Source organism: Pontimonas salivibrio, assembly GCF_002950575.1.
Taxonomy (GTDB): domain Bacteria; phylum Actinomycetota; class Actinomycetes; order Actinomycetales; family Microbacteriaceae; genus Pontimonas; species Pontimonas salivibrio.
The window spans coordinates 1-25,338 of record NZ_CP026923.1; the positions used below are offsets into that span (position 1 = coordinate 1).

24 protein-coding genes are annotated in these 25,338 nt (G+C 56.2%); 9 read left to right on the forward strand and 15 right to left on the reverse strand.

Going from position 1 to position 25,338, the window contains the following annotated elements; translation table 11 throughout:
* Positions 1-138 precede the first annotated feature (138 nt).
* Positions 139-1,176 carry an o-succinylbenzoate synthase gene (locus C3B54_RS00005; protein WP_104912686.1) on the forward strand — a complete coding sequence of 346 codons (1,038 nt, stop codon included), beginning with the start codon at positions 139-141 and terminating at the stop codon, positions 1,174-1,176.
* On the opposite strand, the gene ccsB is transcribed toward C3B54_RS00005, so the two are convergent.
* From ccsB to C3B54_RS00035, 6 genes are all read right to left on the reverse strand, one after another.
* Positions 1,165-2,175, reverse strand: coding sequence for a c-type cytochrome biogenesis protein CcsB (ccsB, locus tag C3B54_RS00010; RefSeq protein ID WP_245867935.1), 1,011 nt, complete (start codon positions 2,173-2,175; stop codon positions 1,165-1,167). The genes C3B54_RS00005 and ccsB overlap by 12 nt on opposite strands.
* A complete protein-coding gene (resB, locus tag C3B54_RS00015; RefSeq protein WP_245867936.1) occupies positions 2,172-3,827 on the reverse strand; it encodes a cytochrome c biogenesis protein ResB in 1,656 nt (551 codons plus the stop codon). The genes ccsB and resB overlap by 4 nt, the downstream gene beginning before the upstream one ends.
* Positions 3,805-4,545: a cytochrome c biogenesis CcdA family protein gene (locus C3B54_RS00020; protein ID WP_104914153.1), complete on the reverse strand. Its 741-nt coding sequence runs from the start codon at positions 4,543-4,545 to the stop codon at positions 3,805-3,807. Before C3B54_RS00020 ends, resB begins: the two co-directional genes overlap by 23 nt.
* Positions 4,546-4,634: 89 nt before the next feature.
* Positions 4,635-5,339 (reverse strand): TlpA family protein disulfide reductase, encoded by a 705-nt coding sequence (locus C3B54_RS00025; RefSeq protein WP_104912687.1) that lies wholly within the window; start codon positions 5,337-5,339, stop codon positions 4,635-4,637.
* The gene (locus C3B54_RS00030; RefSeq protein WP_104912688.1) at positions 5,336-6,022 is read right to left on the reverse strand and encodes a histidine phosphatase family protein; all 687 of its coding nucleotides are present in this window, start codon (positions 6,020-6,022) and stop codon (positions 5,336-5,338) included. The genes C3B54_RS00025 and C3B54_RS00030 overlap by 4 nt, the downstream gene beginning before the upstream one ends.
* Positions 6,023-6,142: 120 nt before the next feature.
* The gene (locus C3B54_RS00035; RefSeq protein WP_158665430.1) at positions 6,143-6,946 is read right to left on the reverse strand and encodes a sulfite exporter TauE/SafE family protein; all 804 of its coding nucleotides are present in this window, start codon (positions 6,944-6,946) and stop codon (positions 6,143-6,145) included.
* An 80-nt stretch (positions 6,947-7,026) separates the two neighbouring features.
* Between C3B54_RS00035 and cysD the strand changes: the two genes are divergently transcribed.
* From cysD to C3B54_RS00070, 6 genes are all read left to right on the forward strand, one after another.
* Entirely contained in the window at positions 7,027-8,499 is a 1,473-nt protein-coding gene (gene cysD / locus C3B54_RS09020) for a sulfate adenylyltransferase subunit CysD (RefSeq protein WP_245867938.1), read from the forward strand.
* The gene (gene cysC, locus C3B54_RS00045) at positions 8,499-10,412 is read left to right on the forward strand and encodes an adenylyl-sulfate kinase (protein WP_104912690.1); all 1,914 of its coding nucleotides are present in this window, start codon (positions 8,499-8,501) and stop codon (positions 10,410-10,412) included. Before cysD ends, cysC begins: the two co-directional genes overlap by 1 nt.
* A gap of 291 nt (positions 10,413-10,703) precedes the next feature.
* Positions 10,704-11,600 carry a phosphotransferase gene (locus C3B54_RS00055; RefSeq protein WP_104912691.1) on the forward strand — a complete coding sequence of 299 codons (897 nt, stop codon included), beginning with the start codon at positions 10,704-10,706 and terminating at the stop codon, positions 11,598-11,600.
* 120 nt (positions 11,601-11,720) lie between these two features.
* Positions 11,721-12,167, forward strand: a complete 447-nt coding sequence (locus tag C3B54_RS00060; RefSeq protein WP_104912692.1) for an FAS1-like dehydratase domain-containing protein — start codon at positions 11,721-11,723, stop codon at positions 12,165-12,167.
* Positions 12,164-12,601 carry a MaoC/PaaZ C-terminal domain-containing protein gene (locus C3B54_RS00065; RefSeq protein WP_425440305.1) on the forward strand — a complete coding sequence of 146 codons (438 nt, stop codon included), beginning with the start codon at positions 12,164-12,166 and terminating at the stop codon, positions 12,599-12,601. Before C3B54_RS00060 ends, C3B54_RS00065 begins: the two co-directional genes overlap by 4 nt.
* 43 nt (positions 12,602-12,644) lie before the next feature.
* Positions 12,645-13,820, forward strand: a complete 1,176-nt coding sequence (locus tag C3B54_RS00070; protein WP_245867940.1) for a UDP-N-acetylmuramate dehydrogenase — start codon at positions 12,645-12,647, stop codon at positions 13,818-13,820.
* Between the two features lie 80 nt (positions 13,821-13,900).
* On the opposite strand, the gene C3B54_RS00075 is transcribed toward C3B54_RS00070, so the two are convergent.
* Positions 13,901-15,121, reverse strand: coding sequence for a pyridoxal phosphate-dependent aminotransferase (locus C3B54_RS00075; RefSeq protein WP_104912695.1), 1,221 nt, complete (start codon positions 15,119-15,121; stop codon positions 13,901-13,903).
* Positions 15,122-15,171: 50 nt separating this feature from the next.
* Between C3B54_RS00075 and aspS the strand changes: the two genes are divergently transcribed.
* The gene (gene aspS / locus C3B54_RS00080) at positions 15,172-16,515 is read left to right on the forward strand and encodes an aspartate--tRNA(Asn) ligase (protein ID WP_104912696.1); all 1,344 of its coding nucleotides are present in this window, start codon (positions 15,172-15,174) and stop codon (positions 16,513-16,515) included.
* Between the two features lie 131 nt (positions 16,516-16,646).
* On the opposite strand, the gene C3B54_RS00085 is transcribed toward aspS, so the two are convergent.
* The 7 genes from C3B54_RS00085 to C3B54_RS00115 form a co-directional block, all read right to left on the reverse strand.
* Positions 16,647-17,486, reverse strand: coding sequence for a hypothetical protein (locus C3B54_RS00085; protein WP_158665431.1), 840 nt, complete (start codon positions 17,484-17,486; stop codon positions 16,647-16,649).
* 63 nt (positions 17,487-17,549) lie between these two features.
* Complete coding sequence (locus C3B54_RS00090) at positions 17,550-18,665, reverse strand: hypothetical protein (RefSeq protein WP_104912698.1); 1,116 nt, start codon at positions 18,663-18,665, stop codon at positions 17,550-17,552.
* Complete coding sequence (locus tag C3B54_RS00095; protein WP_158665432.1) at positions 18,658-19,620, reverse strand: glycosyltransferase family 2 protein; 963 nt, start codon at positions 19,618-19,620, stop codon at positions 18,658-18,660. The genes C3B54_RS00090 and C3B54_RS00095 overlap by 8 nt, the downstream gene beginning before the upstream one ends.
* 11 nt (positions 19,621-19,631) lie before the next feature.
* On the reverse strand, positions 19,632-20,366 hold the full coding sequence (locus C3B54_RS08725; protein ID WP_245868023.1) for a sulfotransferase domain-containing protein: 735 nt from the start codon (positions 20,364-20,366) through the stop codon (positions 19,632-19,634).
* Positions 20,367-20,858: 492 nt separating this feature from the next.
* Entirely contained in the window at positions 20,859-21,551 is a 693-nt protein-coding gene (locus C3B54_RS00105; protein ID WP_104912701.1) for a sulfotransferase family 2 domain-containing protein, read from the reverse strand.
* Positions 21,552-21,666: 115 nt separating this feature from the next.
* Positions 21,667-22,620 (reverse strand): hypothetical protein, encoded by a 954-nt coding sequence (locus tag C3B54_RS00110; protein WP_158665434.1) that lies wholly within the window; start codon positions 22,618-22,620, stop codon positions 21,667-21,669.
* A gap of 67 nt (positions 22,621-22,687) precedes the next feature.
* Positions 22,688-23,401, reverse strand: coding sequence for a hypothetical protein (locus C3B54_RS00115; RefSeq protein WP_104912703.1), 714 nt, complete (start codon positions 23,399-23,401; stop codon positions 22,688-22,690).
* Between the two features lie 126 nt (positions 23,402-23,527).
* Here C3B54_RS00115 and C3B54_RS00120 point away from each other — a divergent pair, with 126 nt between their 5' ends.
* Complete coding sequence (locus C3B54_RS00120; protein ID WP_104912704.1) at positions 23,528-24,229, forward strand: sulfotransferase family 2 domain-containing protein; 702 nt, start codon at positions 23,528-23,530, stop codon at positions 24,227-24,229.
* A gap of 4 nt (positions 24,230-24,233) precedes the next feature.
* On the opposite strand, the gene C3B54_RS00125 is transcribed toward C3B54_RS00120, so the two are convergent.
* Positions 24,234-25,154 carry a putative nucleotide-diphospho-sugar transferase gene (locus C3B54_RS00125; protein ID WP_158665436.1) on the reverse strand — a complete coding sequence of 307 codons (921 nt, stop codon included), beginning with the start codon at positions 25,152-25,154 and terminating at the stop codon, positions 24,234-24,236.
* Positions 25,155-25,338: the final 184 nt, after the last annotated feature.

Genomic DNA, 25,338 nt, shown 5'->3' on the forward strand with positions numbered 1-25,338 from the left:
GCTCCACAGAGTCCTCCTGCCCTAGAGCTGGTCCGCAAGCCTGCTGATAATGGCCACTCAAAGTAGTCTCACATTGGCCTTTCACAGTGCATCTCGTTTTTCACCTTGAAGGTTTCTGCACGTGGGACACTGTGCTCTATGGGCCCCCACATTTCTGGCATCACAGACATCAATGAGTTAATCGAGCGCTCATATGTGGTGAGCATCCCTTTGCGGATGCCCTTTAGGGGCCTCACCCACCGGGAAGTAATGCTCATTGACGGACCAGAAGGGCCCGGTGAGTGGGCGGCCTTTACTGAATATCCGGACAATGTGGCGGCGAAATGGTTAGCTGCCGCCTTGGAGCAAGCCTTCGACGACACCGTTGCCCCGGCGCCTGCCGGGGTGGAAAAAGTGGCAGTTAATGCCACCTTCCCCGCGCTGGATCCAGGCGATGGGGCCGCATGGTGGAAAAAGTTTCCCGGTGTGAAAGCAGCGAAAGTGAAAGTCGGCGAGCCCGGCCAACTGCTCATTGACGATGTCGCTCGCGTCAACGCAATTCGTCAGGCCGTGGGGCCTGACGTCACTCTGCGTTTAGACGCAAACGCAAGGTGGAGCGTGAGTGAAGCAGACAAAGCCCTTTTCATGCTTCGGGCCTTTGACATCGACTACGTCGAACAGCCTGTCTCGACTGTGGACGAGATGGTGTACCTAAAACGCCAACTTCGAGGAACGGGTATCCGCTTGGCAGCCGATGAACTGATCAGACAATCAGGTGCATTGGATGAAGTCATCGACAAACGCGCTGCCGATATCGCTGTCTTAAAAGTAAGCCCCCTGGGTGGGATTAGACCCACACTCGCACTTGCCCAGCAGGCTCAGGATGCCGGCTTGCAGGTTGTCATCTCGTCGGGGCTTGAAACGAGTGTGGGACTGTCGTGGGGTGCCAGAGCTGCGGCAATTGTGGGCTACCAGACCCACTCCCCTTTGGCTGCGGGTCTTGGCACGGCAGTGTTTTTCGAATCAGACGTGGTCACTCAACCGCTCAAAGTCGCGGCGGGATCGATTCCGGTTAATCGGCCGGTGTTAGATCCTCGGAAAATTCGAAAAGTCATTGCCGCAGAAGAGCGAACCACGTGGTGGCAGGAGCGGCTTCGCCGCTGCCTGCCAATGGTGGCTAACGGTTTAGAGTCCTGAATACGAGTGCAGGCCAGTGAAGAAAATGTTCACCACGCCGTAGTTAAACAACACCGCAGCGAAACCGGTCAGGCCTAACCAGGCCGAGCGACTACCGCGCCACCCCCTGGTGGCGCGGGCATGGATGTATCCGGCGAAGATGACCCAGATAATGAATGTCCACACTTCTTTGACATCCCAGCCCCAATAGCGGCCCCAGGCCCGCTCAGCCCAAATAGCTCCGGCGATCAGGGTGAAGGTCCACAACACGAAACCAATCACATAGAGGCGGTAGGCAAGAGATTCGAGTGTGGGTGCATCTGGGAGGGACGCCATCAACCTAGGCGTGGGGCCTGGCTTGGCGTCAAGCCGCTCCCGGACAAGTTGGAAGACCGACAAACCAGCACCGAGCGCGAAAAACGCCGTGGAAAGGCTAGCCACAAACACGTGGATGACCAGCCACCACGACTGCAGTGCTGGGGGGAGTGGCACCACGTCCACGTAGAAATTGACAGTGACGATGCCCAGGGCCAGCAAGACAAAACCGGACACAAACGCACCCAGGTAGCCAAGGTCTCGCCAAAGCAGCGACCCTAAGTAGACCGCAACGATGAGCATTGTGGCCGTCAGGCCAAATTCGAACATGTTTGCCCACGGCACGCGCTCCCCGGCGACCCCGCGGAGGACGGTTGCAGAGAGGTGAATTAGCCACCCGACCACGAGTAGCCCGGTGGCCACCCGTTCGTAAACGGAAATCGATGGCCGGTCACTTGCCGACGGTCGCTGGACGCCAGCCCCGTTCTTGCCGCTGCCCTCTAGAGCACTGCCATTACCAGCGTCGACCCCTTGAGCACTGACCCTCTCAGATGTGGCGCCAGCTGTCGCCATGGCCCTACCGCGGGCCGGGGTGGGTGCTTGGCGCCTTGCTAAGTCGAGGGTGAAGAGTAGAAAGGCGAGGGTATAGACCGCCATTGCCGAGTAGACGGCAACCAGTGAATAGCTCGCAAGTTGTTCGGTCACGGCTTCAGTGTAATTTCTGCGCCCTGGGAAAATTCTTTCGCAAGAGCGTCCATGGCTGCGTCCAAGCCTGGGTCATCACCCCGGGAAAGGCCCGCTACTTCAATTACCGTTTGCTGGTCGCCGCCTTCCACCACTTTGATCCAGGCCCGCCTTCTCACGACAAACAAGCTGGTGACTAGACCGGCCACGATGAACACCGAAGAAATACCGACCGGTAGTTGTGTGGGGTCCCGGTGGATATCGACACTGACAAACCTTGGCAGCGACTCAAAGGTGATGGAGCCTAAACCGTGTGGAAGTTCGGCACTTTGCCCGAGACCCAACACCACAGCAGGGTTGCCGGTATCTCCTCCAGCAATCTGCGTCATGTCTTCGGTTTCTAACGAATACACATTTCGGGGGATACCCTCATCGAGGCCCAAGTCACCGGTGAAGACATTTAATGTCATCACCGGTTGCTGGGGTTCGGGGAACACGGAACTGAGTGCACCACTATCCAGCACGACAGCGGACGGGTAGAAAAATCCCAACATGCCAACCTGTTCATCCAGGCCATCAGGAATTTTCACCACACCGAGGCTTGTCAGGTTGGAATCTTGTGGCAAGAACACCACCGGTTCGCTATAAACCACATCACCTTCAGGGTTGGTGATGGTCACCCTGGGGGCAAAACCATTACCCAGGAGATACACCGAGGTCCCCTCGTAGTCGAGGGGTTGGTTTACTCTGATCGACCGCTGTTCGCTCGTGCCTTCACGCAACACATCGACGGTGGCGACAAAGTCGAGCGGTTGTGCCACACCGGCATTGGTATCGAATTCGTATTCGGCCTCAAAAGATTCCAGGCGCAAACCGTAGGGAACCAATGATTCGTCGTCAACAAAAGCACCGGAAGTAAAAGAGTCGTAACTGGCCAGTTGGTTAGTAAACGACGTGCCTTCGACAATCACTCTCTGGCCGGAGTATTTAAACCCTGTGCCGAGAGCAAGCCCCAGAAGAACTCCTACGAGCGCAAAGTGGAAGACCAGGTTTGCTGTTTCCCGCAGGTAGCCCTTCTCACCGGCAACAGAGTTGCCGTACACCGCAGTGCGGTAACCCGCTTTCTGTAGCACCTGCCTGGCGCGAGCGACCGTGGCATCCGGGTCCACACCTGATTCCAATTCGACCAGGTGGTAACCCTCCAGTCGGGAGAGATTCTTCGGGGTTTTGGGTGGGGCGGCACGAAGAGCTTTGATGTGGTGGGTGGTGCGGGGAATGATGCAGCCGACCAGCGAGATAAACAACAGGATGTAAATAGCGGAAAACCACACCGACGTGTAGGTATCAAATAATTGCAGTGCGTCCAGGACCGCAAACAGCTCGGGATCTTCTCGTTGGAATTGGATGACCCCGTTGGGATCAGCAGCGCGTTGAGGCACAAGCGACCCCGGGATTGCCCCTAGCGCCAGTAACAACAGCAAAAACAGTGCTGTTTTCATACTGGTCAGTTGTCGCCAAATAAACCTCAACCAGCCGCTAGCACCCAGGGAGGGGCCCTGCGGGCCCCCGGAAGTGTCGGTAGCACTGTCAGCGCTGTTCTCACCGGTCGAAGCCTGTTGGCTTTGACCGGTGGGCGTGGAGTCGTAGTGATCAGAGGGGCGTAACGGTTCCACTGATCACCACCTGTAGTTGGGACATCCACTCTTGCCAAAGACCAAGCACCATTGACAGACCGATCACCATGAGGAAGACGCCTCCGATGATGTTGACCGTTCGCATGTGGCGCTTTAAGAAACCGACCGCACCAGTGGCGAACTGGAAACCAAGCGCCAGAGCAAGAAAAGGAAGCCCCAGGCCCAGAGAGTAAGCAGAGGCCAAAATCACTGCCCGGGGGATGTCTCCCACACTGAGAGCCAAAGTATTGACCGCCACCAGGGTGGGTCCAACACAGGGCGCCCAGCCCAAACCGAACACCACACCGAGCAGTGGGGCACCAATGAGGCCGCTAGATCGGCCGAGTTCAGGCCCCCACGATCGCTGCAAAAAAGAAACCTGTCCTATGAAGACAAAGCCCATAACAATGACCAGGGCACCAGAGATCTGGATGACGAGAGGCAGCCACTGTTGCAACAGTGCGCCCAGGGATGCAAACGCCACCGAAAAGGTGACGAAAACCGCACCGAAGCCGAGGATAAACAAAAAGACCCCCGCCACCAGGCGGCGCCTAGCGGTGTTATTCCCCGCCTCAGGCATAGATGTCATACCACCCACATATCCCAGGTAGGCGGGGACAAGGGGCAATACGCACGGTGAGGCAAAAGCAATAATTCCTGCCAACAGCGCGAGTGGGAGGGCAGCAAGAAGAGAACCACTAAAAATCACTTCACCCACAGAGGTTGCGGTGGTGACCCCAGCCCTCAACTCTGTGGTCAACTCTGCAGGAAGGGCCGAAGCAAGAGCGTCTATTGGGTGGCGTGGAATCACTGAGGGGCCTCGGCGAGCACGTCAGAAATCATTGTGCGCATGAGATCCACGTCAGTAATGAGTCCGTTCACTCGGGCAGCTACTCGATGTTGATGGTCAAGTATCAGAGTGGTGGGCACCGCACTGGGGCTTGCCTGACCGGCAAAAGAAAGCCTGACCTGCCCGCTTTCGGCGTCCATGAGTGACGCGTAGGTCACGCCGAATTCTTCCGCGAATGACAGTGCCGTCGGTGCACGGTCCAGGATGTTGACCCCGATAAATTCCACGCCTTGCGGCGTAAATTCTTGGTTCAAGTCTTCGAGATCAGGCGCTTCGACCCGGCAGGGTGGGCAGCCGGCAAACCAAAAATTGACCACCATGGGTTGGCTGTCGTAATCAGCTGAAGACCAAGTGCCGCCAATGTCGAGATCTCCCGAGAAGCTCAGTGCCTCGCCGCGATTACCCAAAGAAATGAAACTAAACGCTCCGTCCGAGGAGAAATAATCCTGCTCAACCACGTCCCCATAGTCTTGGGCAAGGGTGTCAGGTTCAGAAGAGCAGCCGGCGACTAGCCCCAGGCCGGCCACGGCAACAACAGCCAACACACTCCGCAGCGCCTTTGGCCGAGCAGACCGCTTCTGGCGGGGATCACTCGTGGGATTTATTGCGCCTTCCTGCCCCAGAGGCACAATCCCGCCGTCTTTCCTGAAGCGCGAGGTCATACTGCTCCTAAATCCACCGCATCAGCCAGCAGCGATGCTGCTGGCTCGATGTATGCCACCTCGCGCCAATGGCGGGAATCGACGCCGGACGTTTTTGTGGATCCTTGTCCTGGCCCTGGCGTTGGCTCCTGCTCCGGCTGAAAACTCGTCACACTACACAGCGTGCACCGACGGGCTTTGGGTGAGTGCACGAGCGATTCACCGTTCACATGTCGGTGGACCATCCAAATTGGAAGCTGGTGGGAGACCACAACAACTTCTCCCCCGTGGTTGTCGACCGCATCGCCTACAGCCGCCATCATTCTGTGAACAATGCTTTTGTAGGACTCGCCCCAGCTGGGGCGAAAAGGGTTCCACAGTTTTGGCCACACCGAGGGGTTCCGCATGATTGCTTTGGCAGATACCCGTGTGCCCTCAAAAATGTTGGTGCCTTCAATAAGTCTGTCGTCAGTGATGATGTCCAGTCCATGTGCTGCGGCAATGGGTGTGGCGGTCTGCTGGGCACGAAGTAGTGGACTAGCCAGAACCGCACTAATGCTCCTGTCGGCAAAATAACCAGCCACGGTTTCTGCCATCTGGTGGCCCCGTGCGGTGAGCCCAAAACCGTCTAAGCGACCGTAGAGAATTCGGTCTGGGTTAGTGACCTCTCCGTGTCGAACGAGGTGAACCATTTCTGCTGGCACAGCTCCAGTCTAGATTCCACAGCCGGGAGTGGCCTTGGAGCCCGCCTATCTGAACCTGCTTAGGACACAAAGCTTTTCCACAGTGTGCGCCAGCCTGTTGTGGTGTGAGTGGGTTCTTACCTACGAGACAACAAGTGTCACGGCGAGAAGCGCCAAGATGACCCCGAGGGTAAGGTTGAGGACTCGGGCTGGAATCTTGCCGGACAGCAGCGAACCAAGGACCACCCCGGGTAGTGACCCGATTAATAAGGTCATCAAAAGGGACCAGTCGACGAGGCCGGAGAGCGAATAGGACACCCCCGCAATCAAGGCAATCGGAATTGCGTGAAGTAAATCTGTTGCAACCAGACGCTGTGGTGGGGTGTTTTTCGGGCTTAACCGAACAAGAAGTGCCATACCGAGCACTCCTGCGCCCACCGACGTCAATGACACACCCATTCCGATACCAAAGCCCCCAACGGGGGCAAGCCAGCCCCGGGCTGGCTCTGGCCCGTTGGATTCCTTCGTGGAGCCCTGAGTTTGGGAGACGGACGCAGTCTTTTTCGGGGTACCCAATGCTCGTCGAAGGAGTGTCCATGCTGTGAGTCCCACAAAGAGCACGATCAGCCAGGTCAACCAACGAGCGGCATCTTGAGTGACAAGGGCAACCAGAAAGAGTGAACCAATTAACACTCCAGGGATACTGCCCGCCCACAGTTTTTTGGTGACCGACCAGTCGACCCGGCCGGCTCGGCCGTGAATGCTCACACCGAGGGCTTTAGTAATGGTGGCAAAAAGCAGGTCGGTGGCAATGGCAACAGGTATAGGAACGGCAAAGAACCCGATAAGAAGTGGGGTCATGAGCGCTCCTGCCCCCACCCCGGTGAGCCCCACAAGAAGGCCCACCACTGAGGAAGCGACGACGAGCAACCAGTCGATATCCACAACAGCATTGTGTCGCATTTTTTGTATTTTTTCTCTTAAAAGCAAAAAGAAGTGCCTTTTTTGCTACTAAGGTATTTTTTGTGGAAAACGCGACATTAGCTGACGAGGTCCTAAGCCGAATTGTCCGCGCGGAGCGTGGATCGGTTGACGACCTCCACGAGCAACTCCACGAAGAGGGCACCGACGTCTCCAGGCGCCACCTCACGCGAGTCCTAGACGACGTTCTAGGCGGCCCTGCCCCCACCGACCTCCACACATTGACGGATCACGAAGGTCGCCCCGCGAACCGCCTACTTATTGACCCTCTTTCTGACCACGCCCAACGAAGCAAACAGCGCCTCCTCATCGGACAACTACTCACCCTTTACGGTGCGGAAGTTCTGGTGGTCAATGACCGCCGAGGAACCAGGTGGTGGGCCAGGGTTTACGAGGAAAAGGACACCGTAGACAAGGCGGCCCCCTCACCCAAGAATGTCGCGGGTGCTCTGGAGCGAATCCGAGGCTTGTTCGACGCGGACATCATCGTGATCCCCCACGGCACTCTTCGCCTACACAGTGATGACAGCCATTCCATTGAGGGCGTGACTGTTGCCGATTTTCTCTACCCACCACTGCCCTATGCGCCGCGTGCTCACGAAGAGGCAGTCTCTGGTGGGGAGCACTCTCACTTAGACGTGTTGGAAGCAGAAAGCATCCGCATTATTCGGGAAGCAATTGCTGTGGCCCAAAACCCAGCCATGTTGTTTTCTTTAGGCAAAGACAGCATGGTGATGTGGACTTTGGCGCAGAAAGCATTCTGGCCAGAGCCACCACCATTCCCCCTGGCGCTCATTGACTCCCGCTGGGAGTTCCAAGAGGTCTACCAAGTCCTGGATTACATCAGCAATCAACCGGGCACGCGGTTTCTTGTTCACACCAACCCGGAAGCGGTTGAGCGAAACGTCAACCCGTTCGACTTTGGCTCGGCCGCCCACACCGACATCACCCGAACACAAGGCTTACGCCAATTTTTGAATGAGCACCGCCCCGATTTCATCTTTGGTGGTGGTCGCCGGGACGAAGAACGCTCCCGCGCAAAAGAGCGGGTGTTTTCGCTGAGATCTGAAACCCACGGCTGGGACCCCAAAGCTCAACGCCCAGAGCTCTGGAATGCCTACAACACGACACTGTCCAAAGGTCAAAGCATGCGGGTCTTTCCGCTCTCGAACTGGACGGAGTTGGATGTCTGGCGCTACATCCAACGGGAACACATTCCTGTTGTCCCTCTGTATTTTTCGAAAACCAGGCCTTTTGTGGAGCGAGACGGAGCACTAATCGCCATCGATGATGAGCGATTCCAGTTGGAAGACGGTGAGCGGGTCTATTTCGAACCCATCAGGTTTCGGACACTGGGCTGCTACCCACTGACCGGCGGGGACCGCTCCGGTGCATCCAGTGTGGCGGACATCATTAGCGAACTGGAGCACACCCGAGTATCTGAGCGAAGCTCCCGAGTGATTGACTCCGATCCTGGCGCCAGCATGGAACAAAAAAAGAAAGAGGGCTACTTCTAATGCCCCAAGAAATTTTCCACATCACTTCCGCGGGAAGTGTCGACGATGGCAAGTCGACCATTTTGGCGAGGCTTCTACTCGACACCGGTTCAGTGTTTGAGGACCAACTAGGTGGAATTGACCCCAAGAAGGTCGACGCCACCACCATCGCAGACTTATTGGATGGTTTGGATAGCGAGCGCGAACAGGGCATCACGATTGACGTGGCCCACCGGTTTTTTGACTCCCCCACACGCCGCTACCACATTGCGGATTCGCCAGGCCACGAGCAATACACGAGGAATATGGCGACCGCGGCGTCGCACGCGGACGCTCTTCTCCTCGTCATTGATGCGAGGGTGGGCCTTAAGCCCCAAACCCTTACCCACTTGGGTATTGCCCGCAAGCTGGGTATCTCTCGCTATGTCATCGCGGTCAACAAGATGGACTTAGTCGACTATAAAAAGCGCGTCTTTACGGACATTAGTGCCCAAATTGATGAGCTTTTTAACCAAGATGACGCTCCCCCTTATGAAGCGATTCCGGTCAGTGGCCTCGCCGGTGACAACGTGGTCCGCGCCACAAAGCGCATGAGTTGGTGGAAAGGCGGCACCCTCCTCCAGGCACTGGATACCTTTAGCCTCCCGCGCACCGAAAAAACTGACCCTCTCTTCGTTATCCAGTATGTTCAGCGCGTCCCCGGTGGGGGACGCCGCTACCTGGGCAGCCTCCTGCACGGCACGCTCTCCGTGGGGGACCAACTACATTCGCCGCGTTATACAGCCAAGAGCTTCCGCGTCACGGAACTCATCGCCCACACCCAACACCAAGAGATGGTCAAGGGTCCTGCGGAAATTTCTGTCGCCATCGACGCAGAAGTCGACCTCGAGCGAGGTGATGTCCTCTGGGCGCCCACACACAATGACCCCGAAAACGCAGCGGCACACCAGTCAGAACCTGCCGGGGTCAACCGCAGTGCTGTCGAACACACTGCTTTGGGACACCCTGTTGTAGAGCACACCGACCAGTTCGAAGTGGACCTTGTCTGGCTCGATGAAGAGCAGGGTTTTCCTGGCCGCACCTATCTACTGCGGCTTGGTCACACCACCACAAAAGCCACCATTACCCGTGCTTTTGATATCGGCCCGGATGGTTCAAAGGCGGGCCAAATTGACCACCTGGGTGCGAACTCCCTCTCCCAGGTAAATATCGAAGCTCACAACAAATTGAGTCTCACGACTTTCCAGAACCTTCGGGAGCTGGGCCGCCTGGTGTTGGTCGATCAGGTGAGTGGAAGTACCGTCGCGGCCGGAGTGGTCAACCACACACTCCGCCGAGCAGACAACCTGAAGGAACACTCCTTCAGTGTGTTGACCGGAGAGCGCAGTGCGCTCACGGGCTACCAGGGCAGGGTGGCTTGGTTCACTGGTCTTTCTGGTTCGGGAAAATCCACCCTGGCCAACGAAGTGTCTGTTTCGCTTACCCGAGCCGGGGTTCCACACTCAATTCTTGACGGTGACGGCTTGCGCCTTGGACTAAACCGCGACCTTGGGTTTAGTGAAGCCGACCGTGTAGAAAACATCCGCCGAGCTGCAGAAGTGGCAGCGCTGATGGCCGATTCCGGTCTTGTGGTGTTGGTGAGTCTCATTTCTCCCTACCGCAGTGACCGAGCACACGCCAAGGAAATTGTGGGAGAAGGCCGGTTTGTCGAAGTCTTCGTGGATACCCCGCTGGAGATTTGCGAACAGCGCGACCCGAAAGGGCTCTATCAGAAGGCTCGCGCTGGGTTGATTCCCAACTTCACCGGTATCGGCTCCACCTATGAATCCCCTGCGACACCCGATATTCGCATCCATCACGAAGTGTCACCCTCGGATGCCTCACAACAGGTCATAGACCGCATTGTCCCGCCCGCAGGGCCCATGGGTTCCTAGGGCGCACAACACCAGGAACACGCCAGTAGGTGGCGACACGCCCGAAAACACAATATCTGGGGTAATGACACCGATGTGGTTCCTCATATATAGTGTCTAGTCCAGGCCCCGTAATTAGTTGCAAGGAGGCGGATATGGACCAGGACCGCGTAGGTGGCTACGACGTGCCCGTCGATCCGATGGACATGCTGCAGTGCGACAGCTGCCAGTAACCACATAAGACGTCTGTGAAGCCCTCGGAGCCTGCTAGGCACCGAGGGCTTTGCCTTTTATTCGGGAAAGGGTGACCAGATGGCACAAGTCACCCAAGCACCCCGCAAAGGCCTCCAATCTGAGGCCGAAGTGCTGGACTTTGCCGAAAGGTCAGTGGGGTTAATCGAATCCCACGTGAACATTTCCCGGCCTGGAAGCCCACACCGGGTCTCAAAGCTTCGCACCCGATCAGGCGATGATTTGATTGCCAAATGGTGCGCTGATGCGCCCAGCTATTTCAAGACCTTCGATGCGCTAAGCAATTACGCCAAACCGCTCGGCACCAGTGCGCCACGGCTCATCGACCATCAGGATGGCTTAAAAGCCATCCTGATGACCACCCTTCCAGGCGCACCGGCAGACACCCTTCAGGCCCAAGACCCGGTCGTGCACTACCGAGTGGGGCAAATCATCCGACGCTTCCACGAATCAGCCCCCGCGACCCGCTCCCGGGATGTCACCACCCAACTGGCCAGTACGCTCTCCAGGCTGATTGACCAAAGTGAACAGGACCTGGGGCCGGTTGGAACAGCAGAGCTTCGCGCACTGGGCATGGAGCTGCTCGACCTTGGGGAACTATCGCTACAGCCCCTCCATGGACACCTATCTCCGGAGCATTGGATGATTGACGCCGATTACGGCGTCCAGTTGATGTCCTTTTCCCGGAGCGAATACGACCCATGGATTATGGACACCGCCGTCTTAGAGCGGGACTACTGGGGCTACTCGCCAGAGCTTAAATCCGCATTCTTCAGCGGTTACGACAAAACCCCCACGGAGCAAGACGGTGTCTTGCTCCGTGCAAAACACGCCATGGATGCCTTAACGGCATGGGTTCAACTCACCACAGGCCCTCACGCCAAGAAAGCGTCGAAGAAAGCGCGAATGATTGCCTGGTCGCGAGTCGAACAAGCGACAGGCGCGACACTGTTCTAAACACCACAGGGGCCCTGCCGGTCTGTAACCTACAGTCGTCATCAATTCGACTCCCCGAACCCGGCCTCATCAACCACCTCCTTTCACCCGCGCTAGACACCGGCCACTTAGACTGAAGTCATGGCAGTAAACGAAGCCATTATTGGCAGGGACTATCCGCCGCTTCCGCCTTACCTGGTGGGTCGGGAAAAGGTTCGGGAATTTGCCAGGGCGGTGTTCTCGAAGTTACCCATCCATCACGATGTGCACGCCGCTCAAGATGCTGGTTACCCGGACGTGGTTGCACCACCGACTTTCCCAGTTGTCGTCCAAGAAGGAGCGCTGCAGGTCCTTTTAGCCGACCCAGATTCCGGCATTGACTACTCGCGCATCGTTCACGGAGAACAACGCTTTGACTACAGCCGGCCGGTCGTCGCCGGCGATGAGCTACACGCCACCATCCACGTCACCAAAGTGCAGTCCTTGGGTGGCCACTCCATGGTTACCAGCGAAACACGGATTAATGGCGCAGATGGCGATCACATTGTGACCGCCATCTCCACACTGGTTGTTCGAGGAGGCGAATGATGACCCACGACATCACCACACTCGAAGTCGGCCAGGTTCTTGCCACACAAACTTTCCCCCTTACCCGGGATTCGCTGGTGCGCTACGCAGGAGCGTCCGGAGATTTCAACCCCATTCACTACCGCGACGACGTCGCGGAGAGTGTGGGATTACCAGGAGTACTCGCTCACGGCATGCTCACCATGGGTGTGGCTGTCTCGCCACTATTGGAGTGGTGTGGCACAGAGTATGAACTGGTCAGCTACCAAGTGCGTTTCACTAAACCTGTCGTCGTGGACCCGGAGACCGGCGCCTCCCTCGAGGTGCAGGTGAGCGTTGGGGCACTAATCGAATCAGAGGACGGAACACCCCAGGTGAGATGCGACCTGACGGTGACCTCCGATGCGGGGGAAAAAGTTCTCGGAAAAGCCCAAGCCGTGATTCGCGCTGCCTAAGCCTGTGGTTGAGTCTGTGGTGAATTCTGGGGTTGGGCCTGTGGTGTCACCGCGTTTTTCTGACCTGACCACCCTCGCCATTGGGGGTGAGATTGGCCACTACCACCACCTCACCTCTCGGAAAAAGGCTGTCGCTGCCGCACGTTCGGTGTGGGAATCGGGGGATGAATGGATGGCACTGGGTGGTGGTAGCAACCTCGTGGTGTCTGATGAGGGTTTCCCAGGCCACGTCTTGCACGTGGCCTGGCGCGGTAAACGCCTCAAGGCGCAGCCAGATGGTTCCGTGTTGCTCACCGTCCAAGCAGGTGAAGACTGGGACCAACTCGTTGCCTACACCGTTTCTGAGGGGCTTTGTGGGCTGGAATCACTTTCTGGCATCCCCGGCACCGTGGGAGCCAGTGTGATTCAAAACATTGGTGCCTACGGTCACGAGATTTCTGAAGTGCTTGACCACGTGGACTTTTTAGAGTGGCCCACTGCGGCCGAAACGACACTTACTGGTGCCGACTTAGCCCTTGGCCACCGCAGCAGCGTAATGAAGACCGGCGAGCGCCAAGGGCTCGTCCTCTCAGTGACTTTTCGTCTCACCAAAAGCGACAAGTCACTACCGATCGCCTACCCGCAGGTCTCTGATGCGTTGGGCGTGGAGCTAGGCGACAGCGTGAGTTTAGAAAAACTGCGTGAGACGGTGTTGTCTCTTCGTCGCTCGAAAGGGATGGTCCACGATGAGGCGGATCCTGATTCCTGGAGTGTGGGGTCCTTTTTTATCAACCCAGTCGTCACAGAACGCTTCGCTCACTCACTACCGAGTGACGCGCCCAAATGGCTCCTCGATGAGAACACTCATACGGTGATCTCTCTAGACGCAGAAGATGCCGCAACCGCCGACTTGGACGCGGACCTATTTGCCGAGCAGGGCGAGAGCAATGCGGGAGCGATACCCAAAGGGGCACCGTCAGTGAAAGAGGCGCCCAGTGAGGCCCGGGTGAAGTTGAGCGCTGCGTGGCTGATTGAACACTCTGGAATCCCTAAGGGATTCCAGTTACCCGGCGGTAAGGCCCGAGTATCGACAAAACACACTCTGGCGATTACTAATCCCGGTGGTGCGAACGCAGAAGATGTGGGTTCCCTTGCGAGGTACATCCGCACACATGTGGCAAACACTTTCGGTGTGGTTCTTCAACCAGAGCCGACGCTGGTGGGGATCCCCCTCGACTAACCGCCATCGGTCTCCCGCCAACGGCGCTTCGATCTACAAAGCCGAGTCGGCACTACCGACCGTAGGTTCTGGGCACGGTTCTAGGCTCCGAAGAACGCTTGTAGGCGACGCACTCCTTCGGCGAGGTCATCATCACCAAGGGCGTAGCTAAAGCGCAGGTAACCACTGGGTCCGAAGGCCTCACCTGGTACTGCGGCGACCTCGCATTGTTCCAGAATCAAGTCAGCAAGTTCAAGAGACGTGGTGGGGGTAACACCGCCGAAGGTTTTTCCCAGCAACCCCCGCATGTCGGGGTAGACATAGAACGCTCCGGTGGGCTCGGGGCACAAGACGCCAGGAATGGCGTTTAATCCTTCGACAATGGCGAGACGTCTGGTGTTAAACCGGTCTCGCATGGCAAGCGCCTCTGACTGGTCGCCTGTGAGTGCGGCAAGCCCGGCAATCTGCGAGACGTTTGCCACATTGCTGGACAGGTGTGACTGCAGGTTCGCAGCAGCTTTAATCGGAGCTTCTGGTCCGACCATCCAACCCAGCCGCCACCCGGTCATCGCATAGGTTTTTGCCACACCGTTCACCAGGATGGTGTTACCCGTTGCTTCTGGGGCAGCCTCAGTGATCGATACGGCGTGGGAGTGAGGGTCCGACAGGTCGTCGTAGACGAGATTTTGGTAAATCTCGTCGGCGATGATCCAAATCTTGTGTTCTGTGGCCCACAGACCGATCGCCCGTGTTTCATCGAAGGTGTAGGTCGCACCGGTGGGGTTAGACGGCGACACAAACAGGATCGCCGCAGTATTTTCTGTGCGGGCGGCCTCTAACTGTTCGACCGTCACTTTGTAATCTTGGTCGGCTCCTGCGAACACCGATACGGCTTTCGCACCGGTCAGCTCAATCGCTTCCGGATACGTCGTCCAGTAGGGGGCGGGAACTAAGACTTCATCCCCAGCGTCTAAAACAGCCTGGCATGCCTGATACACAGCCTGTTTTCCGCCGTTAGTCACCACCACCTGGGAGGCATCAACACTCCAGCCGGAATCCCGCGCCGTTTTCTCCGCAATGGCCTGTCGCAATTCGGGCAACCCGACTGCGGGTGTGTAGCGGTGGTTTTTTGGATCACGAACCGCAGCAGCGGCAGCCTCCACCACATGCGCGGGTGTGGGGAAGTCGGGTTCGCCTGCCGCAAAGCTAATGACTGGCCGGCCCTCTGCTTTGAGGGCTTTGGCTTTTTGGTCGACTTTCAGGGTGGCGGACGGTGCAATATGGGACAGGCGATGGGAAATTCCTGGGGCAAGCGGGCTCATACCCCCAGGGTAGCCCTCTGGGTGGGCTTCGAACAGTAGACTCGGGCCTCGTGACCACTAGGACTCTCATTCGCGACCTTGCCCACCTTCCAGACGGCAGTGAGGTGAGCGTTTCCGGCTGGGTTGAGACTGTCCGCGATCAAAAAAAGGTGCAGTTTGTCATCCTTCGCGATGAAACAGGGTCCCTTCAACTGGTGAACCCCGCCACCAGGGAAGGCGACGAAGCCGCCGCCACCAACCCGGAAGCCCTCGAACTGACCGAGTCAATTTCGACTCTTACCCACGGCAGCATGCTGAGTGTTGCAGGAACCCTGAAACACGATGAGCGGGTGAAACTCGGCGGTTTAGAGGTCAAGATTGGCTCAGTGGATCTCGCATCGCTGTCTCTGCCAGAGCTTCCCATCGCCGAAGATTCCAGTGTCGATAAGCGGATGGACTGGCGCTTTGTTGACCTCAGACGCCCTGATGCACAACTGCTCTTTCGTGTTCAAACAACGTTCGAACACGCACTGCGTGGTTGGTGGATTGAACGCGACTTCATCGAAATTCACACGCCGAAGCTCATGGCCAGTGCCAGTGAATCCCGAGCAGAACTCTTCGAAGTCCCCTACTTCGAGACCACTGCGTATTTGGCGCAGTCACCGCAGTTTTTCAAACAGATGGCGCAATCGGCAGGTTTTGGCCGCATCTTCGAAATTGCTCCGGCGTTTCGGGCCGACCCGTCGTTCACGGCCCGCCATGCCACCGAATTTACTTCGGTGGACATGGAAGTCAGTTGGATCGACAGCCACGAAAATGTCATGGTCATGCACGAAGAGCTCCTGACCGCAGGTATCCAGTCAGTGGTGGAACGACACGGCGAGGCGATACGTGATCGAATAGGCGTGGAACTTGTTACCCCCACCGGGGCCTTCCCCCGCGTCGCCCTCCAAGAAGCGAGGGAAAAGGTCGCCGCCGATGGTTACACGATCCCCCGTGAAGACGGCGACCTTGACCCTGAGGCCGAACGGCGCCTCTCGGCACTGATTAAGGCCGAAACGGGCAGCGACTTTGTCTTTGTCACCGACTACGACACCGCAATTCGGCCGTTTTATCACATGCGCCACGATGACAACCCGGCACTGACGAAGTCTTACGACCTGCTCTACAACGGCACAGAAATTGCCACCGGTGCTCAACGTGAGCACCGGATTGACGTGTTGGAAGCCCAAGCACAAGACAAAGGCATGTCCTTAGAAGACCTCGAGCACTACCTTGACTTCTTCCGCTACGGCGTCCCCCCACACGGCGGTTTTGGTATGGGACTCGCAAGGGTCATCATGTTGATGTTGGAACAAACCAGCATTCGAGAGAGCACCTATCTTTTCCGGGGACCCAACCGACTACAGCCCTAGCCTCCAATCCTGCTCATCGACGAACTCTCTTTCGGTACAGGAAATTTCTCCGGGGCCTCCCGCCAAGGATTTACGCGCAGGCCAACCGCCCCGCGCCTGCATAAATTTTTGGGCAAAAGGAACCTAATCAGTTAGGCGTGGTCTTGCCCGCCCCGGCGCAATCGATTCCTGGAGTATTTCCCTAATTCGGCTCGGTTTAGACCTCGTCGGTATGCCCAGAAAGGAACCGAACGTCGGAGGCCTGAGGCCGCCTTTTTGAGTAGGTGATCGTGAGCCGACTGATTGGTGCTGCGCTCATCCACTTCCCAGTCTCGATCATCTCCAAAATGAAAGGAGATACCAAGACTCCAGTAGCGCTGGAAGGTGTCATCCAGAACACCCAGGTTCAGTAAAACAAGATCGCCAATACCGGCCATCCCAAAGACGCAGTCGCCGAAAAACGCCTTCTTCGCAATGTTCGGAGTGGTCGCAAACAGATCCGATCCTGGATGGTCAATACCAGGTTGACTGTTGGCCCAGTCCAAGGGGTCAACACCAACTTGGGGGTCACCGAGGATAGTCTTGCGGTGTGCCGTCCAGCTGTGGACGCCGTCACGGTGCAGCTCGTACACACGCTGGTAAAAGTTTTCCGTCACACAAATATCAGCGTTGCTCAAAATCACTATCTCTGCTGGCGACTGCGCCAACAGTCGAAACACGTCGCGGGCCGAGGGTAGCGGTCTCGCGTGGGGCCCAAACAGATCGCGTGCGTTGTGAGGCACGATGGAGCTTCCGGCATCAATGTCTGAATAGTCGAATCCTGTTTCACTCAGAATGAGTTCCAAGGACACCTCAACGCCATCGACACCAATGTCTCTTGCCCGGGTGATACTTCTCAATGCGAGACGGTGCTGCTCGATGAGTTCTGTGGTGGTGTCGGACTCGATACCCAAAACAAAGTGGTGCACCTGTAGCGGGCGCAAATGATTCACTCTGGGGGCCCTCCGGGACAAGGGGACACCATATCGAGGTGTGTCAGACCACTCACAGTTGTGTCACTTCACACTCATTATTTGGAAATTCTCCACTGGTGCCGCGGAGGTCATTCCCCAGTCACCAAACCTATTGACCCCCCGCGCAATGTCCGTGATTGAACGACCTTGTCCGCTTGGTCGAGTTGTAAGTACGCGCCGGAGAGTACGGATGAACACCCCGAGTCCGGAAATAACCAGAAGCTGCCGGCGCACCGCTTCAAAAAAGTCGTGTCGATTACTGGTGGGGAGATCCTCGGCCACCGATTTGTTAGAGGGGGGTGAAAAATTCCTGGCCAATCGGGTCGCTGCGGCAACCCGATTGACAATGCCGGGAATGTGTTGTCGCTCCTCCATGAAGTCCGGCCGTGTTTGAAGTAACTGTGTGGCTGGGCCAGTCAGTTGATGTGGACCCTGGACTCGCAGCACACCACAACCCCATTTGTCGGTCGAAGGCAAGGTACTCAAAACAAACTCTTCAGACAGGCGCAGGGCTGTTTTGTGGGCGAAAAGGCCTCTATCAAACTCTTCGTGCGCGAAGTCTTGATGCTTAAGATTCACGCGATCTGCCCGATATCCTAGGTAGCGAAAGTGCTGCCCGGTGAGGGCTGCCAGCGGATGAGCTCTGCGGAACCTCATCGCGTGATGATAGTCCGCAGCGGCAAAGGCGCGGGCCTTTTTCCAGGTAGCTAATCCGCAGTGTTCCACCCAATTGAGGTGACGGTAGGAGGTAACCATAGGAAGCGCGATGCGTCCAAATCGTTTGGTCGCATCCGGGAGCTTTTCCAGTTGGTCTCGGGATGGGACTTCATCAGCGTCTGAGATGACGATGGTGGCTTCAGGGTAGTTATAGCAGGCATAACTCATCGCCCACTGGCGCGAATATTCTTCGATTGCCCAACGGTCGTGGCACTCGATCACAGCGGTGGGAATTTCAATCCGAACTACCTGAACGTTGGGCGGAAGTGGACCGGGCCAAATGTCGGTGAGGGAGAAGGCCCGGGCTCGGCCCCGATGTGTCACATTCGCTTCCACGAAAATATGATGACTAATCATGGGGTCCATATAGGCGACCCGAAAAGCAAGTAGTTCGGCCTCGTCATGGACGAGGGCGACATCGACAACCTGGTGGTTACCCATTGGATGAAACACCCCGACCACCAAATATCTTCTGAAACGATGCACTACTGCGGTGGGTCAGTCGAAACAGAATAAGCAACAAGATAAAACCGGCGACATCCCCTGGGCGGACATCCACCAGGACACGATTTCGCCACAGGATCAGCCCCTTACCTCCGCCGCGCTTCACGAGCGCAAATAATTCTTTGAGCGACTCGGCCCGAGCGCACTCGCCATTTATGGGTGCCATGAGCGTTTCGTCATGTGTCAGTGACCCTTGCCGTTCTTTTGAGACCCAGTGGGTTTGGCTCCCATACACCCACGCTCGCTTGAGCAAACCGCTCGGTGTAGCCGGATTACGATGTGGCACACTGAGGTGCGGCGCATACCTCACCGTAAATTCGTGAGTCGGCCGCCAATTGTTTCGAATCATCCAATCCCAGTCCTCACCACCAGGCTTCACGAAGCGCTCATCAAAAGGCCCCGCAGCAAGCCAGGTGTTCCGGCTCATCGCCAACACAGTGGTCGGGACAACAACCCTCCCTCCGACAATGGACGGGCCAAGGGTGAAGGTGGAAAAAAAGCGGGAAATTACTGTTCGTTGGGATAGTGGTGAAATACGTGGTGCAAAAACCACACCATCAGGCATGTTCTGCAGTTCGGGCAGGATTCGACTCAGAAACTGGGGTGGGAGGAGCACATCGGCGTCAACAAAAATAATGAAGTCAGATCGGGAGTGCTCCGCGAGACGATTACGCGCCCAAGCAGGGCCGCGGGACGCACCAGAGGGCGTGATGAAATCCACTGCATCACCAAAGATATGCCGAATCCTCTGGGATTCCGGGTCGCCCAAACCTCCATCACCGTAAACAATGATGCGTCCCTGATGGAATGGATTGTCGGCGAGCACGTTGCCCAATGACTCCGATGTCACAGGAGACAAGGCCTTTGCCGGGATTGCAATATCGACGCTCACAGCGCTTCGCTTCACCACGGAATTGGCCCTACCTCAGCTTCAAGTTGTGGAACAAACTGAGAAAAATAATCCCGGAGTCTGTGCTCCGTAGCCTCGGAGATTTCCAACCTTTTGGCACCGTTTTTCCGCAAATGCCACTCGGCCTCATTTGCTTTTCTGATGCTCGCTCCCGTTTCGTCGGGAGAGGGCAACACGAGAAATTGAGTCAGCTCTGTTGCCACGGTCATGCCGTGCTCTGGTGATACCCAGTGTTCAAAAAACCCGATGAACACTCTGTCTCTCGGGAAAAGCTTGAACAACACCTCAAGGTCCGACACATAGGTACTCCGACGGATCGAACGCGCGAGCCAACTGTTTCCATCAGCCCTCCACGCTTGTTCGATCAGCACATCCCCTGGGGTGTCCGGATTTATTACGCCAAGCCCTCGAGCATGATTTAGAGCAGAAATAGTTCGCTGAAATGGATTGCGGAGAAACACAAGAATTTTTGCCCGCGGAGCAGCCTCGGCGAGTTGGCCAAGACTTAGGGGATGTTCGATGTAATTCGGGGTGTACTCGCCACTGACCCGATGGCGACTGAAATTCAACCTGTAGGCCATTTGGCGAATAGGGGACGTGCGTCGGCGTGGTTTGAACCAGTGCAATTCCTTGGAGCGCGATTGCGCGAAGAGGGGCATGTGAGCCCCCGATTCACGAAGGAAAGCGGCAACACTCGATGTGCCAGCTTTTTGAACCCCAACTCCCACGAAATCTGGCTTTAATGGAGGACGATGTTCTATTGAAATGGATAATTCCCTTCCCAATTAAAATAATAGTCGTTTCGAATAGTGCCTAATGACCACCCAAGAAAAACCCATACGCCGTTCACCACGGTCCGTGTGCCCTTCCTGAAATGGCTTTTCTTGTCAACAGGCCGATTCAGTGAGGGAGCAGCCCCATAGAGGCGCTGGAAGAGAATGTCTGAGCCCAACCTGCCGGAACGCCAGAAGCGCATTCGGGGGCCACACCCGTATGGAGATTTCGCTTGGTAGCGGAAAGTAGTGAGAGGCCTCGCCGCAGAATCCTTGAGCTAGTAGGGCACTCACTCGCTTTGTCTGACACCTCCGGTGCACACGCCATCGGAGTGTGCCCGCAGCTAAAGGCAATTATCGAGAAGGGAGCCGGGAAAAATTCGCTGCTCCACAGCAAGACAAAGGCGACCAAGCGCCACTCAGTACCAGCTTAAATCTGATAGGCGGTCAGAATTTATACGAGAAACGTTGGCATTCCCAATCCATCATCTTGCCGACTGAATATCTAGTCGAAAGATTGAACAGTGACCGGTACTCAATATCGACTCTTCGTAATGTGCTTTTGAACGCTGGTAGGCCAGCCGTCTGAGTCGCCCCACAGAAATCGTGTCGCACGGCTTCGAAGCCTTCTTCGAGTTTCTCAAACCTCATCACTCGCTGGGCCTCATCCTCACGATCTTCGGATACCAACCAGTTTCGTTGACGAAACCAAGGATTTCGTGGAACCTTCCCAACAAATTCCTGGAACGCTTTCGCTACCTCTTTGAGAGGAGCCCCCAGCAGGTCGGAATAAAGTTCGGGGTGCAATCGAGCGGTTCGCCACCAAAACAGGGAAACAATCTGATCAAAAGGGTTACGGACCGTTGTGACCGTGGTCAACGCGCGAAAACTTTGCTTGCCCAATAACGTTCGAGTGTCAGTGAGGCTGATGTGTGGCTTGATTTCAGAGTCTCCGGCTTTTCCGTTGCCCATCCGCGTCGCAATGCCCCTTTCATCCGCAAACGGCTCGTGCTCTTCGCTTTCACGGAAGAAGCTTTCGCTCCCGCCAAAGATCTCCTCTGCCAGCCAAGCCTCGATAGACGAACTGGCGGTTTTTGGCGTCTTCAGAAAGAGCAACCGGTGGCGGTAGCTGATGATCATGACACCGTCCTCTCAGGGCTGAAGCGCAGCGAGGAACCAGATTAATCGAAAATACCCACACCAACCCTCTATGAGGTGAGAAGGAGGGCTCAAAGGAAGCCACAAGCAATATCGATCAGTAGCCGCTCAGTGGCAAAGGTGAGTTTGCCGTAAGACGAGAATTTGAGTCCTTGACCCGCTCAAGGATTTCTTGGCGTAAAGATTCGGTCAACACAATGCAAGGCTCAGAACCTACTGCGTCACTACCGCTGACAACTCGAAAAGAATGAGAATCGCGGAGGCGTTCATCCGCGTCTCGAAGATTCCAGGTGACCGAATCACGCCTCCTCTGGTTCAGTTTTTCCTCAAAAACATCCGGACTGGGCTCTTCCACACCCAAGAAAGCAGATAGCGCCCTGCGGTACCCGAGTGTGGAAATCGATTCAATCGGCAATACGAGAACTGAACGAACCGGAATCAAAAGTTCAAGCTCAGAAACCGTACGGGCGAAGTCAAGCGGAATGGGTAACTGATCTCGAGCGAGTAACCGCCTCAACTGGTCCTCAAAATCTTCCTGGGATGCTCCCAAGATCCTCCGCGACCTTTGGGCATAAAGTGAGGCCAGCCACTCAGGTTGGCGCCGCACAGTCAAGAGCACCTGGATCTCCACAGGTTTAGGCGCAATGGCTCTGACCAGCGCCGCCAGGTGGCGGACCCACCTGCTACCAGGGGGGTGTCCACCCACCTCAGGGAAGTCCGAACCCACGAACAAGCCTGGAGTGAGCGCGCCCTCCCAGCTCAAGGTGAGCTCACCATCAGAAGAACGCGCGAGCGCTTGCTCGCAGGAAGCAGCCAGTTTTTCGCGTAATCGAGAAGACTCCCGGCTGGCCCACCATTCTGGCTCCTGCTGCAAGAAAGCTGCGCGGTAGCGGCCGAAAAACCCGGCAGGCAGATTTGGCGCGCCTGGTCCGACATAAGCGGGAACGCTTCGAGCAAAATATTGTTGCAACGTGGTGGTCGCTGTCTTGGGAAGCCCCAGGTGGAGCCGAAGTGTTGTGAGCCCGCGCACCGCAGAAGGCTTACTCCTCATCACAGCCCTCCACTCGGGGCGTAAGCGGCGTCACCGCAGTTTTCACTCAGATCGCAAACAGGCCTATTTACTCGAAACGATAGCCGAATTGTTCCACCCAACCTTTCCAATTGGCTCCGACAGTATCCCGTGATTCTTGAGTGTAAAGATGTTGATAGGCACTTCCGGTAGGCCTCACTGCAGTCTTGTATTTGGGAAGAGCCGACGGCGGAATACCGCCAAGCTTGACCACTAGCCGCTGGAAATCCTCCAACAGGTTTTCGAAACGGATGCAGACCCAAGTGTCGTCCCAATGCTGAGTCATTTCACTTTCCAACGCAATTGGCATCGCCTGATGCGCGTAGCTTTGAAACAAGTCAAAGTCGTTATCTAGCAACCCGCGCCCTCGCGTCTTCCAATAAAAGTCGGAAACCGCTTTGTCCCAAGGGTTTCGTACCACAACAATCTTTTTTGCCCGATGCCAGATGTCTTCGGGCAGGGCCTGTCTTGCAGCGAAAACAGAAGAGTGAGGGCTCAAAGCCAAAAGCTTTTCGACCTCGCGGCTGGTGAGGGAGAACTCCCCAAAATACCGTCGCGCTGTAAGGTACCCCCAACGCGCGGCAATTGGGTGGCGGAAGTTATGGGGTCGACCGGTGACAAACCCGTCCCGGTAAATGGAAGCCCTTTTTCCATGGCTGGCCGGTGAGCCCCAAAATGCCTCCTCCAGGGCGGCCTCCACAGAGGTGCTAGCCGTTTTTCGAGTCTTAAAAAACACAAAAGGAACCGAAAAATTGACAATCAACAGCAGCGCCTTTCTTCAACAACGGCTCTGCCAGTGGGGCGAGCAACCCGGTAGTGTCACAGAGAGGCGACCACAAGCCAGTGCAACGTCATGACGTTACCCCTTTAAACCTTTGAGGAACAGCCCTTGCTCCTGAGCCACAGCCACCGCTTCGTGTTCATCAAACCACCCAAGACGGCGGGAAGCTCAGTCGAGTCAGCACTTCGCCTCTTTTGCGTTGCCAATTCTGAGCCTGAAGGTGTGTCTGCGCACATATGGCCGGAAACCATCTCGGGCGCAGGAATCGTGACCGAGTCGGGCAATACGGTTCCCGTCACTGGTCTAAAACCCCACATGTCGATTTATCAAGCACGAACGCTAATTGGCGCTCCCATTTTCGATGACTACCTCAAAATTTCTATCGTGCGAGAGCCTTTTTCGCGAGCAATCTCGCTGTTTTGGTGGCACCTTCGACAGAACCAACCCGACTCCTACCATGCTTTGGCGAAAGCACCTGCCACCGAAGTCAGAGAAGCTTTCCAGGGCTTTTTGCTGGGAAATCGCCCGTTTGTGAAATGGGCCAGGCTTGAGCGGTTCACCAACCCGCGAGCACTAGGACCAAAACGTTTCATCATTCGTTTTGAACATCTCCACGAGGACTTCAACTCACTAATCCGTGAGCTTGGGGGGAACCCGAACGACATGACCCTGCCGGCCTACAAGACCCGCGTCAATCCCCGAAGAATCGCTGACGCTGACCACTACTCACTGATATCCCGACAACTGATCCGCAACCTTTGGCGTAAAGATTTCTCCCAACACGGCTACCCACGCGTCCCAAAAAGGTAGTCGACTAGTCGTCTACGGGAACGGCCGAATCCCGATCAAGGACGCCGAGAGAGTCTCGTGTGAAACGCAGGTTCTCCCAGTCCTGCCTCAAAAAGACCAATCCCAACCGGGATAACTTTTCCATCTTGGTTTTACCCTTCTGGTTTGCCAGAGGGTGCACCAACACGGGATCATGCTGAAGGCCCAAGAAGTAGCGCTGAAAGAGGTGGTGGGGAAGCACCGCCGCATCTAATTTCTCCTCAGGCCTCGAAACCAACACATCGGGAAACACGTCAAAGCTTCTACCCAGGTGCGAGATGCGTGTAGAAGTATCGATAGGTCCCACCCAACCCGATACCCATTCCAGAAGGGTGTTGTTGACTGCAGACTGGTCCGTCCCATCATGAGGCGCCCGCTCAACCGCTCTCCTCATGAAAGCCCTAGTCCGTTCGTTGCTGCGCAGCAGAAAAAACCCCATACAGACAACAAAACCCGTCAATTCAACTACGTTCTTCGGTTGCACCGTTCCCTGACTTGCAACCAAATCTGCTGACGGAAAATCGCTTAGGGCCTTAGCGGGATTCTTGAGCAGAATTGCATCCGCATCGCAGTGCACAAAATCAACGCCAGACTCACAAAGAGCCTGAAAGACAAACAGCCGCCACCACAAATTTGACTTGCCAGGTTTCATCGGCAGAAACACACATTCAAAACCGTGCCCCTTAAGAAACCTTGCGAGACGCCTGTCATAGGCCACAATCACAATATTTGTCAGCTCAACCCGGGCAGAAGCCACCAACCAGTTCAGGAGAACCTCACGGTACGCCCAGTTAGCAAAAACCACATAAGGCAACCGGGCTGAACTTACAGCCCGAGCAACCACGCGGTCCACCCCGCGAAAGAAACCCCTCCCGGGGCCGGGCAGAGGAGTTTTAACCGCGGACACCAGCCAAATCTACTGGCTGAATGAGGTGTCGGACGTCCCCGCCAAGCCCGGGGCAAAGAAATATACGGATGTCTGATTCAATCGTCAATGCCAAGAAGCTGACATCAGATCTGGGAAGGGAAGCTCCAGAACGTCCCAACCCATCGGCGGTACCGGTGGTGTTTGGTTGCAGGACATAGGAATA